The sequence below is a fragment of the Parvimonas parva genome, from assembly GCF_045866535.1.
GTDB classification, from domain to species: Bacteria; Bacillota; Clostridia; order Tissierellales; family Peptoniphilaceae; genus Parvimonas; species Parvimonas parva.
Window position 1 is genome coordinate 1,317,555 of record NZ_AP038371.1, and the last position, 13,691, is coordinate 1,331,245.

Here is a 13,691-nt window from a genome sequence, read left to right on the forward strand (position 1 = left end):
ATTATATGAATTGAAAAGCTATAAAAAAAGCAACCACTTCAATTTGGTTGCTTTAATGTTTTTATATTTTTACATACATTTGATTTTTACTGTTTGGTTTATTAGGTATTGTACGAACTACCAATCCTAATTTTATTGCCGGATTTAAATAATTTTTTCTAAAAGTTTCTCTTGATTTAAGCCCTAACATTTCCATAATACTTGTAGTTGAATAAGGAATTCCAAACTCCATAACATCTAACATCTTTTTTAAATATTCTGATAAATTATAATCAACTCTTTGTACCTGATTAGATAATAGTTCTAATACAAAGTCTATTTGCTCTAAGATAAATTCAATAAAAATATTTGAATTTCCATTACTATGACTATCAGATATAGCTTTATAGTATCCAGATTGAAATTTTTCAATTTGACTTTCTATCGGCACAAACTCAAATAATTGATTCCACTTTGATAAAATCAAAGTGTGCCACAATCTTGCCATACGTCCATTTCCATCTGTAAATGGATGAATAAAAACAAATTCATAATGAAAAACAGCTCCCATTATTAGAGGATGAATTTTAAATTTATTTTCATCCATCCATAAAAATAAATCACTTATAAGATTTGGGACTTGTTTAAATGGTGGCGCCATAAAAATACAACTATCTCCATTAAAAACGCCAACTCCACTACTTCTAAATTCTCCAGCTTGTAGCTCTAAATTTCTAGTCATAACTCCATGAACTTTTTTTAAATCATCTATACTATATGGGCTAATTTCTGATATTAAATCGTAAGCATCATAAGCATTTTTCACTTCTTGAACTTCTCTTTCAGGTCCAAGAACAATTTTACCATCTAACACATCCTTAACTTCTCCAATAGACAAAGAATTTGCCTCTATTTTCAAAGAAGAATGTATTGACTTTATTCTATTATTACGTCTCAAATGTGGTTTTGATTCCAATCCATTATACACATTCAATTTCCCTAATTTTTCTGAAATAGATGCCACAAAACTTAACATATTTTCAGTTAAATAGTAAGGTGGTTTATATTCACTCATATTATCACTCCATCTTGCTTATTATCTTGCTTATTATCTTCCAATATTCTACTCAATATCTTTTAGTGATTCAATCATCGGAACTTTCTTTAAGATTATTTTTACTATAAAATATACAACAAATGTAAATAACAATGTTACGACACTTGCATAAATGTAGCTTACAAGTTTCACTTTGTTGAAAAATCTGATTGAGTCCATTGCAAGTTGCTCCATTATATTTATATGCAAGCTATGTCCAACAAATATTCCTATAAAAATTCCTATTACAGTTAGTATTAAAGTTTCTTTGTAAATGTATTTGTCGATTTCTATCGGATAGAATCCTAAAACTTTTAGTGTTGCAATTTCTCTTTTCCTTTCAGAAATATTTATATTGCTAAGGTTATACAAGACAACTATTGACAAAAAGCCTGAGCAGATTACAATTACTAAGATGATTGAGTTTACACTGTATGAGGCATCATCAATTATTTTCTTTAATACATTTATATCAGTAGCTTTTATAACGACAGAGTCCTTTTCAACTTCATTGATAACTTTTTCGATATTTTCTTTACTTCCATCATTCAATATCAACAATTTAGTATTTTTTATAGGTCTTTTGAAAAAAGTTTTTTCATAAGTATTTTCATTCATCACAAAGAAATTACCAACGTGATTTTCAAAAACTCCTGCAACTACTCCTTTATATTCCTTATTATTACTTATAAACGAGATTTCATCTCCAACGACAAGAGAAAATTTTTCGGACAATTTTTTATTTATATAAATTCCGTCATCTAACTTTTCAATTTTTTCATTTCCATTATGCAGTCCAAAGAATTTTGAAAACTCTGTCAAATTATCTGTTGTAAAAACTCCTATCTTTTCATCAAATTTTTTATCGGATTTTATATTTACAACACCCATTGAAACATCTAAACTTTCCTTTATATCTTTGTTTGACTTTATATTCTCGTTAAATTTATCCAAATCTTTTGAAAGTGCCATTGGATTATAAACAACAGAACTATGATACTTCGTATATTTTTCATATTGCAAATCGGAAACTCCGTCCAAGCTGTCTTTGATTCCAAAGCCTAGAACCAAAAGTCCCATACAACCCATTACTCCTATAATTGTCATTGACAATCTGAGTTTATATCTAAAAACATTTCTCAAAGTTGCCTTTTGCAAGAAAGAAAGTTCTTTCCATATATAAGGCACTCTTTCAAGAAAAACAGTATTCCCACTCTTTGGAGCCTTGGCTCTCATAAGAGATGAAATTTTTTCTTTCAAAGTTTTTATACAAGTTATATAAGAAACAAAAGCCGTACAAAATACTGCGATTAAAATTCCCAAAAATACAATGTCTAAATAATAGCTGTCAAACACTTTTGGAAATATAAAGGCTTTTAGATATGTTCCGTAAACAAGTGGAGAAATTATTTTAAATCCTAAAACCGAACCTATTCCTCCACCGATTACACTTGCCAAAAATCCATAGTAAAAATATTGCTTTGCAATATCCACATTACTATAACCCAAAGCCTTTAAAGTTCCTATCTGTACCCTATTTTCGTCAACCATTCTGGTCATTGTAGTAAGTGAAACTAAAAGTGCAATGAAATAGAAAAATAGAGAAAAAACATTTGAAACACCATAAATTCCATTACTTGCAAAATATACATTTGAAGTTCCGGAACTGCTAAAACCGTCCTCAATATTATAGGTAGGCTCTATGAGTTTGGATAAAATTTCATCTCCGTCAGAAATTTTTGAGTCTGCATCTGATATTTTATCTTTAGCATCTTCAATTTTTTCTTTGCCCTCTTTTAATTTTAAATTATTCTTTTGTATTTCTTCTTTTTTCTGAACTAATTGTAAATAGTATTCATCAAATTTTTTTAAACCCTCTTCAGATTTTTCTTGTAAATCTTTTTTTGCTTTTTCTAAATCAGAAATTCCGGAAGATATTTTTTTAGCATTTTCTTCCAGCTCTTTTAGTCCTGAAGATAGATTTCCCAAATTTTTTTCAACTTCCTCTAAACCTTTTTGAAGTTTAGAAAAATTTTCATTAAGTAAAGATAAATTCTTTTCTATTGCCTCTTTTTTTGTTTTATATTCTTTTTCTCCAATGAATTTTGACTTGAAATTTTCTTCAAGTAATCGTAAATTCTCTTTTAGAGAAATTATCTTTGAAAGTATTTCATCTTTTTGCTTTTCCAATTCATTTTTACTTTTTATCAAAGAATTATTTTTTTCAAGTAATTCTGCCTTTTTTTCTTTAATAGTACTTTCTTTTTTATATAAGTCATTAATAGAATCCAATATTTTTTTCCTATTTTCATCTATTTGCAGAACAAATTGATTTTTTTGATAATTCAAATCTGCAAAAGCACGTCTTATATCATTTTGTCCATTTTGTAATTTTTCAAAATTTTGTTTTAATTTTTTTTCATTTTCTTCAACGTCAATCTTATTTTTTGAAACTTCTTCCTTGCTCTTATCCAAAGTTTCCCTCTTTTGAGAATAAATCAGCTCATAAACTTCAAGAGGTCTGTTTTTAAAACTTTCTTGTAATTCGAGCCTCTTAGTGTTCTTCATTTTATCAAATTTTTTTGTATTTTTGTTTAAATCATTCAAATCTGAAAAAATAATTTTGGCATGCGAAAAATGACTAAAGTCAAAAGTTTTTTTAGAAATTATACCTAAATATCCATTTTCAGTAGTTCCTCTTAACAATGAAGTTAGAACTTCCGGACTTTTAACAAAGCCCACAACTTTAAATTTATTATGTTTTAATTTTTTTACTTCATCTTTAAAAATACCAAACTTTTCAACATTTTTAAAATTTATTTCATCTCCAATTTTGTAAGTGGATTGTAGTCTTTCGTCCAATAAAATATCCGTTTCATTCGAAATATCTTTTCCTGCAATTATTTTAACAGTACTGATTTTTTCAGATTTATTTTCAATGACGAAGTCAACTTTTCTATCCTCATCTTTAAGGTCGATACTGTATCCATATTCAAGAGTTTTTAAATTTTTCAAACCTGAAATTATATTTTCATCTTCTTTTAACAAACCAAAACTTGAAGAAATTTTAAAATCATATAAATTTCCATCATTTATACTCTTATCAACACTTCTTCTCATTATATATGGAGTTATCTTAAGCCCAACAAAAACCATAACTCCCAGTCCAATCATAAACATAATTGATAAAAACTTTGGAAACGACCTAAAAATTGTTCTGTAAAAATTTTTAAACAATGATTTTTTCATATTACCACTCGATTTCTTTTATATCCTTAGGATTTTTATTTAATATAACATTTTTAACTGTACTATCATTAACTTCGATAACTCTATCAGCCATCGGTGCTATCGCCTTGTTATGAGTAATTAAAATTACTGTTGTATTCGTACTTTTACATCTTTGGTGTAAAAGACCTAAAATTTTCTTCCCTGTATGATAGTCCAAAGCTCCAGTAGGCTCATCACACAAAAGTAATTTTGGATTTTTGCATAAAGCTCTAGCTATCGCAACCCTTTGTTGCTCTCCACCTGATAATTGACTTGGAAAGTTTTTAAGCCTATGAGATAATTCAACAGACTCTAAAACTCCCGTTGGACTCAAACTTTCCTTAACGATTTGTCCTGCAAGCTCAACATTTTCAAGAACTGTTAGATTCGGAATTAAATTGTAAAACTGAAAAACAAAACCCACATCAAATCTTCTATAATCATTTAATTGTCTTTTATTAAACTTGCAAATATCTTTACCGTCTATAAAAATTTCTCCACTTGTCGCATCGTCCATTCCACCTAAAATATTTAAAATCGTGGACTTACCTGCTCCCGAAGGGCCAACAATCACACAAAATTCACCATGTTCAATTTCAAATGAAACATCACGATTTGCAACAATTTCCGAGCTTTTCCCCTCATTATATTTTTTATAAACATTTTTAAATTCAACAAAAGCCATAACAAGCCTCCTTATCAGATACTCCTTAAGTTTATTTTCATTTCATAAAATTATATACAATTATCTAATTGTACTTTATCACAAAACTGAAAAAAAATCAAGATTTATAAATTTTATAAAATGAGTTATATCTTTGCCGGTATCTTTATAAAAAACTTGTATATTCTCTAAGTTTAATATCGTTTTCAAAAATATTTCATAATATTAATAAAAAATACTTATTTTTCAATATTTTTTATTAATCTTTTTTATCCAAAAACACTTGTATTAATTTTTTCAAAATGGTATAATAAGAAAAAGAATTTAAGGGGTGGTTTATATGTTAAATTTTGTACTTGGTCCATCAGGGTCTGGAAAAACTAAATGGTTAATAGACAACGCTAACGAAGAAGTGAGAAATGGAAATGGAAATATAATTTTCATTGATACGGATGATTCTCATATCTTTAGCTTGGACCACAGCGTTAGATTGACAAACGCTAAAGAATACGGAATAGAAAGTCTTGATAAACTTTTCGGATTTATCTTTGGAATTGTTTCAAGAGACTATGATGTGGAAAAAATTTACATCGACGGAATTTATTCAATAATCAAAATGGATTGCGATATGCTTTGCGAATTTAAAAAGGACGTAGAGGCATTTTGTGAAAAGCACAATCTTGAAGTTTTTATGGGAATTGATATTCAAAAAGAAGAACTTTGCGATCATGCTAAAGCAAATTGTGTAGAGCTAAAATTAGACTAAATTTAAAAAGCATCGTAATGATGCTTTTTTTTGTGTGAATATGAATATACCAAAAAGACAACTTGAAATTTTTTTCAAAAAAAGAAATGAATTAATACAAGAACTTTCGGATAAAAAAATAGATAAAATTACTTTTTTAGAAAAAAATTATGAATTAGTACAAAATCTAAATATGAAACCACTTTTAAATATATCCTCGCTAGAAGAAGGAATGTATAATTACCAATATTACAATATTCTAGCAAAATTTTTTAAACAAAAATCTACATTGTACTCGAACAATAAAAAAAAATTAAAAAAATATACTGAAAATATCCAAAAATCAAATAACTACTATGCCGAAAAAGACAAACATCTTCTAAAAATGATAGATTTTTTAGACGAAAATTTTACAGAAAGTTATTTTATAGATATGCACTCAAAAAGACTTAACAACTCACTTTTTGAAATTGTTGTAAAAAATGTAGAATTTGCAATATTTCATTCTATGAATGAAGAAATTTTAAAAAAATTAAAAGAAAAAAATATTTTTATAGACGAAATTAGAATTTCAAAAATAAATGAATATGTTAATACAAATATTTAAAAAGCTGATGACGATTCATCAGCTTTTAATATTCTTGTGGAATAACTGGTTTCTTAGATTTCAAACCGTTGCGAAGAAATAATGAAATATAAGGATTAGCTTAATATTTTCTTTTCTAAAAAACTTTTTGTATTACTTCTTTTAAAGTCTTTGACTTTTCTATTTTTAATGTTTTTAAATTTTTTATATCCACCGTTTCATTTGAAATATAGGCTTTCTTGTAACCCATTCTATCAAGCTCAACAAGTCTTTCAGTTAAGTTTGGAACTTTTTTAAGCTCTCCTGTAAGTCCAACTTCTGCGATAAAAACATTATCTCTTGGAACTGCTTTATTTAAAACTGATGAGGCAACTGAAATTATTACAGCTAAATTTACAGATTGCTCTGAAATTTTTAGTCCTCCTGTCGTCTTTAAGATTACATTTTTATTATACAAATTAAAACCGGCTCTTTCTTCTAAGATTGAAAGCAATGTATTTAACTGGTCTTTCTTTAAACTATCTCCAATTCTTGCAGGATAGTTAGTAAAAGATTGTGAAACCAGACTTTCAACCTCAACGACCAACATTCTACTTCCCTCTTTTACAACCGACAACACACTTCCACAAACGTCCTTTTCTCTTTGTGTTACAAAAAACTCAGAAGGATTTTTTATTTCTAAAAGTCCGTACTCTTCCATTTTAAAAAGTCCGATTTCTCCGGTTCTTCCAAATCTATTTTTTGTACTTGTTAATGTTCTTAAACTCTCATCTGATTCTCCCTCTAAGAGCAAAACGGAATCTACCATATGCTCAAGAGTTCTAAGTCCTGCCATTTCATCTTGCTTTGTCATATGGCAAACAATGAAAATTGCTCTAGGTTTTTTATCATTTTTTGCAACCCTAACCAATTCGTTTATACATTCAACGGTTTGCGTTGGAGAACCGGCTCTTGATGAAATTGAACTTAACATTACAGTTTGAATACTGTCTAAAATTACAATTTCTGCGTCAACCTCTTCAATGGAACTTAAAGCCTCGTCCATACTTTGTGTTGATTGTATCCAAATATTTTCAGGAATTTCTTTTATAATTCTATTTGCTCTGGATTTTATCTGAGATGAACTTTCCTCTGCAGAAATGTAGATAGTTTTTATATTTTTACTTGCAAAGTCAAGTGCAAGTTGTAAAAGCAATGTACTCTTACCACAACCCGGCCTTGCAGTTAAAATATTTACGCTATCACGAACAATTCCTCCACCTAATACACGATTGAGTTCAGACATTCCAGTAACAAATCTATCATTTTCATTAACATTTACATTTTTTAACTTTTCAACTTTTCCCTTAGCAACAATTTTATTCGTTGCAGTTTTTACAACTGAAACTTCAACTTCTTCGATAGTTCCCCAACTACCACAAAAACTACATTTACCTTGCCAACCTAAAGATTCTTTATTACAGTTTGAACATATATATTTTTTCTTTGTTTTCATTTTAATCACCAATTATATTGTAATGTAAAAAATTTTAAAAAGCAATAGGGATATGTGGCTAAAGTTAAGTAGAGTACCTCGTTTAAATATAATTTAATTTTTAAATATTAACTAAAATAGCCATTTCCTTTTATTCGAACAAATCTTTTGTGAAAAAAGTTCATATTTTACGATAATATTTATTGACTTTCGGGTAGAATGGTTATATAATTAAAACCTGATTGAAATCACATTATTAGATTTTAATTTTATATCAAATTTTTTTAGAAAGGGGTCTTTTATGAAAGATTTAAAAATTTCAGGATTAAAACTTCCATTTTATGCGATAGCTTTAGTCCTAAGTATAGTTTCAATCTACACAAACACATTACCATCAGGTATGATTGGAGCATTTCTTGTATTAATGATTTTTGGAGAATTATTCAATTTAGTAGGAAATCACACTCCGATAATTAATACATTTTTTGGTGGTGGAGCAATTATTTGTATTTTTGGTGGAGCTGCTATTGTTTATTTTAAAGTTGCTCCTGAGAGCGTTATAAAGAATACTTCAACATTTATGAAATCAGGTGGTTTCCTAGATTTTTATATCGCAGCATTAATCACAGGTTCTATTCTAGGAATGAATAGAAAACTTTTAATCAAGGCTTGTTTAAGATATTTGCCTTGTATCTTAGGTGCTGTTTTTCTTTCACTACTTTTTGTTGCAATCGGCGGAATGCTCTTTGGAATGAACTTTAAAGAAACTACTGCTTATATAGGTATTCCTATTATGGGTGGTGGAATGGGTGCAGGCGCTGTTCCTATTTCAAAAGTTTTTGCCCCTACTCTAGGTGTTAAAACTGAAGTTATTTTGGCTAAATTAGTCCCTGCTGTTGCACTTGGAAATGCACTTGCAATAGTATCTGGTGGACTTTTAAATAGATTAGGTAAATCATTCCCTAAATTAACTGGAAATGGTATGTTAGTTAGAAATACAGGAGATGATTTCAAAGTTGAAAAAGAAGAAGATAATTCACAAGCTACTGTTATTGACTACGGTGCCGGAATTATAGTTGCAACTTCTTTCTATACTCTAGGTTCTTTAATTGCACTTGGAATGAAAATGTTAGGAGTAAATATTCACACTTATGCTTGGATGATTATTTCTGTTGCAATAGTAAAAATGTTGAATTTACTTCCTAAAGAAGTTGTTAAACCGGCAGAAATTTGGTATTCATTCGTTGCTAAGAACTTTACAAGCGCACTTATGCTTGGAATCGGTATTGCTTATACAAACTTAGGTCAAATCATTAGCTCATTCTCATTCCAATACTTAATTCTTTGTGCATTAGTTGTACTTGGAGCAATCATTGGAGCCGGAGTTATCGGACATCTTGTAGGTTTCTACTTTGTAGAATCAGCAATTACAGCTGGACTTTGTATGGCAAATATGGGTGGAACAGGAGACGTTGCAGTTTTAACTGCATCAGATAGAATGGAACTTATGCCTTTTGCACAAATTTCATCAAGACTTGGTGGTGCTTTCATAATTTTATTAGCATCATTCTTAGTCCCAATATTTTTTGGATAGATAAATTTCACAATTAAAAATTCCAAGATGATTAAGTCTTGGAATTTTTAGGTTAAAATTTGACTATAATTATTGACTTTTTAAAGTCTTTGTAGTATATTAAAATCAAATAAATGTTTTATTAAAAGGAGAGAGAAAAAAATGGACGTTTACGAAAAAGCCTTAGCGCTTCACGAACAATGGCAAGGAAAATTGTCAACAGAATTAAAAGCAAAATTAGAAAATGCAGAAGATTTAACTTATGCTTATACTCCGGGGGTTGCAAGACCTTGTATGGAAATAAGCAAAGATACTTCTTTAGCTTATAAATACACAAGTAAAGCAAATACTATCGCTGTTATTTCAGACGGAACTGCTGTTTTAGGTCTTGGAGATATAGGCCCTGAAGCTGCTATGCCGGTTATGGAAGGAAAATGTTGTTTGTTTAAAAAATTCGGTGGAGTAAATGCTGTTCCTATCGTATTAGATACAAAAGACCCTAAAGAAATTATTTCTATCGTAAAGGCTCTTGCCCCAACATTTGGTGGAATCAATCTTGAAGATATTTCTTCCCCAAGATGCGTTGAAATCGAAAGAACATTAATCGATGAACTTGATATTCCAGTATTCCACGATGACCAACACGGTACTGCAATAGTTGTTACAGCAGCTTTAATCAATGCTTTAAAATTAGTTAAAAAAGATGCTAAAGATATTAAAGTTGTAGTTTCAGGAGCTGGTGCTGCCGGTTACTCAATCATCAAATTAATTATGATGTTGGGTGTTGAAAATGTAATTGCATTCGACTCAAAAGGTGCAATAAATAAAAAACACAGTGAAAACTACAATTTTGTAAAAAAAGAATTAGCAGAAATTACAAATAAAGAACAAAAAGATATGACAATGAAAGAAGCTTTCGTTGGAGCTGATGTATTCATCGGAGTTAGTCAAAAAGACTTAGTTACTAAAGAAATGGTAGCCTCAATGAATAAAGACGCAATCGTATTTGCAATGGCAAATCCACAACCTGAAATTCTTTATGCAGATGCAAAAGAGGCTGGAGCAAGAGTTGCTGCAACAGGTAGATCAGATATGCCTAACCAAATTAATAATGTAGTTGCTTTCCCTGGAATTTTCAAAGGTGCATTACAAGCAAAAGCTAAAAAAATCACTGAAGAAATGAAACTTGCTGCATCTTACGGACTTGCAAGTATGATTCCGGACGACAAGATTAGAGAAGATTATATAATAGTATCTGCATTTGAAGAAAATGTAGCTGATACAGTTGCAAAAGCAGTTGCAGATAAAGTTAAATAATATTTAAAAACTACAAATTTAAAATTTAAGGGGGGGATTTTATGTCAAACATTTTTGTTAAAAGTATTGATTTTGTAAAAAGACACTTTTGGAGTATGCTTTTGATTACATTTGTTTCAACTATGGTAGCAAATGATGGAAACCCTGTAATTTTAATCAAAGAAACTCTAAAAGACGGCAATGTTTTGCCTGCGCCTTTTAAAGTTTTATTTAAGGTAAAACTTATTTTTCCTATATCACTTTTATTGACTATACTTTCATCAATTCTTTATAAATATATAAATATTGAAATTTATAGTGCAATAAAAGAGGACAGATCTCCTTCAGTAATTAGTGCATTTAAGAATATATTTAACTTTGGTTTTGATATGTTTACATTAATATTAATGATATTATTTAAAACATTCCTTTGGACTTTACTATTTGTAATTCCGGGAATCATAAAAGCTTTAGAATATCAAAGAGCCATTTATATAAAAGTATCAGACCCAACTATTAGTAACGGTGAGTGTTTCATAGGGGCTAAAGATGAGATGGATGGAAAAAAATTAAGTTTATTCGGCTGGGAGTTTTTAGCCGGAGTTATTCCTTTTATACTTTTAGTTATTCCAACAATGATATTTGTTGTTTGGGGTATAGGAGTGGCTATGCTTACAGATGAAGCTATATTTGGTGGAATTAGTTTGTATATGCTTATTTCTTTTGTCATCATTTTGTTAACATCAACAGTGATAATTACAATAGAACCTATGTTCAATGCTGAATTAGATGAATTAATATATGAATAGAAATTTAAAACGGATTGCAAATACGCAATCCGTTTTTTTAACTTAAATATTTAAAAACAGTTCCTAAAACTGCACACATTCCTTTGTAGAATAAACTTTCCTCCACGTCGAATTTGCTATTATGGTGTGGATATATTTTATTATCCTCATAAATTTTTGGATTTGATAACATAAAATATGTTCCCTTTGCTCTTTGCAAGAAATACGCAACGTCCTCACCACCCATACTTGGGTTTTCTATGATTTCAACGGAGTCCTCTCCTAAAATTTCTTTTGTATTTTCTATAAAAAATTCTGTAAATTTTTCATCATTCATAACAACCGGATACATAAAGTGGTAAATTGTTTCAGCCTCACAATTATATGCTCCTGCGATTCCACTTGCAATCTCTTCAATCCTCTTTGCTATAAATTTTCTAACATTTTCATCTAAAGTTCTGACCGTTCCCTTTATATAAACCGTTTCAGGAATTACATTATGAGCAGTTCCTCCATTTATTATTCCAATAGTTAAAACTGCATTTGAAAGTGGATTTATTTCCCTTGAAGTTATTTTTTGAAGTCCAAGAACAATTTCTGATGCAACTACAATCGGGTCAGCTGAAAGATGAGGAGTCGCTGCATGAGATGACTTACCTCTTACATAAAGTTCAAAAATATCTGCTGATGCCATAATAGCACCACTCTTTACGCCGATTTTTCCATATTCAATAGGAATTAAACAACCTTCGTGAAGTCCTATAACTGCATCGACCTTCGGATTTTCCATACAACCCTCTTCAATCATAGGTAAAGCACCTCCGGGTGTTTCTTCTCCCGGTTGGAAAAATATTTTTACACTTCCCTTTAACTTATCCCTATTTTCATTTAAAATCATACAAGCTCCTAGTGCCATTGCAGTATGTCCGTCATGCCCACAAGCATGCATATTTCCATTTGTAGATGCAAAAGGAAGTCCCGTTTCTTCAACAACAGGCAGAGCATCACTGTCTGCCCTTATAGCAATACATTTCCCACTTTGTGCTCCGTCAATTTGAACGACTATTGCATTTCCATTTAATAACTTTTTATAATTAACTCCAATTTTATCTAAAACTTTTGAGATATATTCCATAGCTTGTGGAAGTTCCAATTCCAACTCTGGAATTTGATGCAAATCACGTCTTATCTTTATAACTTCTTCTTCTTTTTCTTTAACTAATTTTAAAATATCCATAAAAACCTCCTTGATAAAATGCAATCTTTATTTTATATAATACCACTTTTCCCAATAAGAACCTTGTTATTTCATAATAAGAACCTCACCCTTCCACGATGCTTTGCATCGGGTAGGTGCCCGAGAACCTTGTTATTTCATAATAAAAAAATAGGGTTCCCCCCCCTATTTTAAGCAACTATTTCTTTTTCAAAATTTTTTTCATCAGAATTTACATTATCAACCATTTCTTCACCTAAAATTTTCTTCAAAAATGGTGAAATAACTTTTCTTATAAATTGAATAAATGGTCCAACTGAAAAAGTTATAATTAAAGTTCCAAGTCCTACAACTCCTCCAAGTAAATATCCTGTTACAACAAGCAGAAAATCAGAAATAACTCTAACATTTCTGTAAGAATATTTTGTCTTATCGCTTATAAGCTCAGAAATTCCATCTGTCGCTCCAACACCCAAATCAGCAAAAATATAAACGGTAACACCGATAGCAACAATAAAAGCTCCGATAAGGCAAATTATGATTCTATAAATATAATTTAAAGAACTTAAATTAAGCCAACCGAAAAAGTAATTCATTGCTTCAACTGTATAGCCTATACTAAAAATAGCCAAGATTGATGCTATATTTATATATTTTTTATCCACAAAAAATATTATAGTTAAAAATACTATATTAAAAATTCCTGCACAAGTTCCATAACTAATTCCCAAATGTTTCACCATTCCAAGTTCTACTGTACTTGCAGGGTCAACCCCCAAGTTTGCTTGTATTGTAAAAAAAACACCTATTCCAAGTATAATCATACCTACTAAGGTCATAATAATTCTAGTAAATAATTTATCTTTTTTCATTTTATCCCTCTCCCTCTATAAATATTTTATAAAAAATAAAAACAACTGTCAATGTTAAAAACTATGTTTTTAAAGTGATTTATTTATAAATAACTTTGTTAAATTTCTATTAGTGGCAATATAAAAAGAAGT

Annotated in this window: 11 protein-coding genes; 5 read left to right on the top strand and 6 right to left on the bottom strand. The window is 29.5% G+C overall.

From position 1 onward, the window contains the following. Positions 1-61 precede the first annotated feature (61 nt). The 3 genes from ACKTSI_RS06525 to ACKTSI_RS06535 are packed head-to-tail and all read right to left on the bottom strand — an operon-like array spanning position 62 to position 5,030. Positions 62-1,054: a Fic family protein gene (locus ACKTSI_RS06525; RefSeq protein ID WP_068474255.1), complete on the bottom strand. Its 993-nt coding sequence runs from the start codon at positions 1,052-1,054 to the stop codon at positions 62-64. 48 nt (positions 1,055-1,102) lie between these two features. After that, the gene (locus tag ACKTSI_RS06530) at positions 1,103-4,324 is read right to left on the bottom strand and encodes an FtsX-like permease family protein (RefSeq protein WP_407862746.1); all 3,222 of its coding nucleotides are present in this window, start codon (positions 4,322-4,324) and stop codon (positions 1,103-1,105) included. A 1-nt stretch (position 4,325) separates the two neighbouring features. Further along, entirely contained in the window at positions 4,326-5,030 is a 705-nt protein-coding gene (locus ACKTSI_RS06535) for an ABC transporter ATP-binding protein (RefSeq protein WP_068474250.1), read from the bottom strand. A 319-nt stretch (positions 5,031-5,349) separates the two neighbouring features. On the opposite strand from ACKTSI_RS06535, the gene ACKTSI_RS06540 reads away from it, so the two are divergent. Both ACKTSI_RS06540 and ACKTSI_RS06545 read left to right on the top strand, forming a co-directional pair. After that, positions 5,350-5,775: a hypothetical protein gene (locus ACKTSI_RS06540; protein WP_407862747.1), complete on the top strand. Its 426-nt coding sequence runs from the start codon at positions 5,350-5,352 to the stop codon at positions 5,773-5,775. Positions 5,776-5,815: 40 nt separating this feature from the next. Continuing rightward, positions 5,816-6,361 (top strand): DUF6648 family protein, encoded by a 546-nt coding sequence (locus tag ACKTSI_RS06545; protein ID WP_068474244.1) that lies wholly within the window; start codon positions 5,816-5,818, stop codon positions 6,359-6,361. 115 nt (positions 6,362-6,476) lie between these two features. On the opposite strand, the gene radA is transcribed toward ACKTSI_RS06545, so the two are convergent. Then, complete coding sequence (gene radA / locus ACKTSI_RS06550; RefSeq protein WP_407862748.1) at positions 6,477-7,835, bottom strand: DNA repair protein RadA; 1,359 nt, start codon at positions 7,833-7,835, stop codon at positions 6,477-6,479. Between the two features lie 280 nt (positions 7,836-8,115). On the opposite strand from radA, the gene ACKTSI_RS06555 reads away from it, so the two are divergent. The 3 genes from ACKTSI_RS06555 to ACKTSI_RS06565 all read left to right on the top strand — a co-directional run bounded on the left by ACKTSI_RS06555 (position 8,116) and on the right by ACKTSI_RS06565 (position 11,492). Further along, on the top strand, positions 8,116-9,408 hold the full coding sequence (locus tag ACKTSI_RS06555; RefSeq protein WP_407862749.1) for a 2-hydroxycarboxylate transporter family protein: 1,293 nt from the start codon (positions 8,116-8,118) through the stop codon (positions 9,406-9,408). Between the two features lie 141 nt (positions 9,409-9,549). Beyond that, complete coding sequence (locus tag ACKTSI_RS06560) at positions 9,550-10,704, top strand: NADP-dependent malic enzyme (protein WP_201275955.1); 1,155 nt, start codon at positions 9,550-9,552, stop codon at positions 10,702-10,704. A gap of 41 nt (positions 10,705-10,745) precedes the next feature. Next, the gene (locus tag ACKTSI_RS06565) at positions 10,746-11,492 is read left to right on the top strand and encodes a hypothetical protein (protein WP_407862750.1); all 747 of its coding nucleotides are present in this window, start codon (positions 10,746-10,748) and stop codon (positions 11,490-11,492) included. 37 nt (positions 11,493-11,529) lie between these two features. Here ACKTSI_RS06565 and ACKTSI_RS06570 read toward each other — a convergent pair whose 3' ends face one another. Then, on the bottom strand, positions 11,530-12,708 hold the full coding sequence (locus tag ACKTSI_RS06570; protein ID WP_407862751.1) for a M20 family metallopeptidase: 1,179 nt from the start codon (positions 12,706-12,708) through the stop codon (positions 11,530-11,532). Positions 12,709-12,878: 170 nt separating this feature from the next. Further along, positions 12,879-13,559, bottom strand: coding sequence for a YitT family protein (locus ACKTSI_RS06575; RefSeq protein ID WP_068474227.1), 681 nt, complete (start codon positions 13,557-13,559; stop codon positions 12,879-12,881). Between the last annotated feature and the right edge of the window lie 132 nt (positions 13,560-13,691).

Excerpts from the sequence above, each read along its gene's own strand:
- ACKTSI_RS06565 (WP_407862750.1), top strand. The coding sequence starts at position 10,746 with ATGTCAAACATTTTTGTTAAAAGTATTGATTTTGTAAAAAGACACTTT.
- ACKTSI_RS06535 (WP_068474250.1), bottom strand. The coding sequence starts at position 5,030 with ATGGCTTTTGTTGAATTTAAAAATGTTTATAAAAAATATAATGAGGGG.
- ACKTSI_RS06575 (WP_068474227.1), bottom strand. The coding sequence starts at position 13,559 with ATGAAAAAAGATAAATTATTTACTAGAATTATTATGACCTTAGTAGGT.
- ACKTSI_RS06525 (WP_068474255.1), bottom strand. The coding sequence starts at position 1,054 with ATGAGTGAATATAAACCACCTTACTATTTAACTGAAAATATGTTAAGT.
- ACKTSI_RS06530 (WP_407862746.1), bottom strand. The coding sequence starts at position 4,324 with ATGAAAAAATCATTGTTTAAAAATTTTTACAGAACAATTTTTAGGTCG.
- ACKTSI_RS06540 (WP_407862747.1), top strand. The coding sequence starts at position 5,350 with ATGTTAAATTTTGTACTTGGTCCATCAGGGTCTGGAAAAACTAAATGG.
- ACKTSI_RS06560 (WP_201275955.1), top strand. The coding sequence starts at position 9,550 with ATGGACGTTTACGAAAAAGCCTTAGCGCTTCACGAACAATGGCAAGGA.
- ACKTSI_RS06555 (WP_407862749.1), top strand. The coding sequence starts at position 8,116 with ATGAAAGATTTAAAAATTTCAGGATTAAAACTTCCATTTTATGCGATA.
- radA (WP_407862748.1), bottom strand. The coding sequence starts at position 7,835 with ATGAAAACAAAGAAAAAATATATATGTTCAAACTGTAATAAAGAATCT.
- ACKTSI_RS06545 (WP_068474244.1), top strand. The coding sequence starts at position 5,816 with ATGAATATACCAAAAAGACAACTTGAAATTTTTTTCAAAAAAAGAAAT.
- ACKTSI_RS06570 (WP_407862751.1), bottom strand. The coding sequence starts at position 12,708 with ATGGATATTTTAAAATTAGTTAAAGAAAAAGAAGAAGAAGTTATAAAG.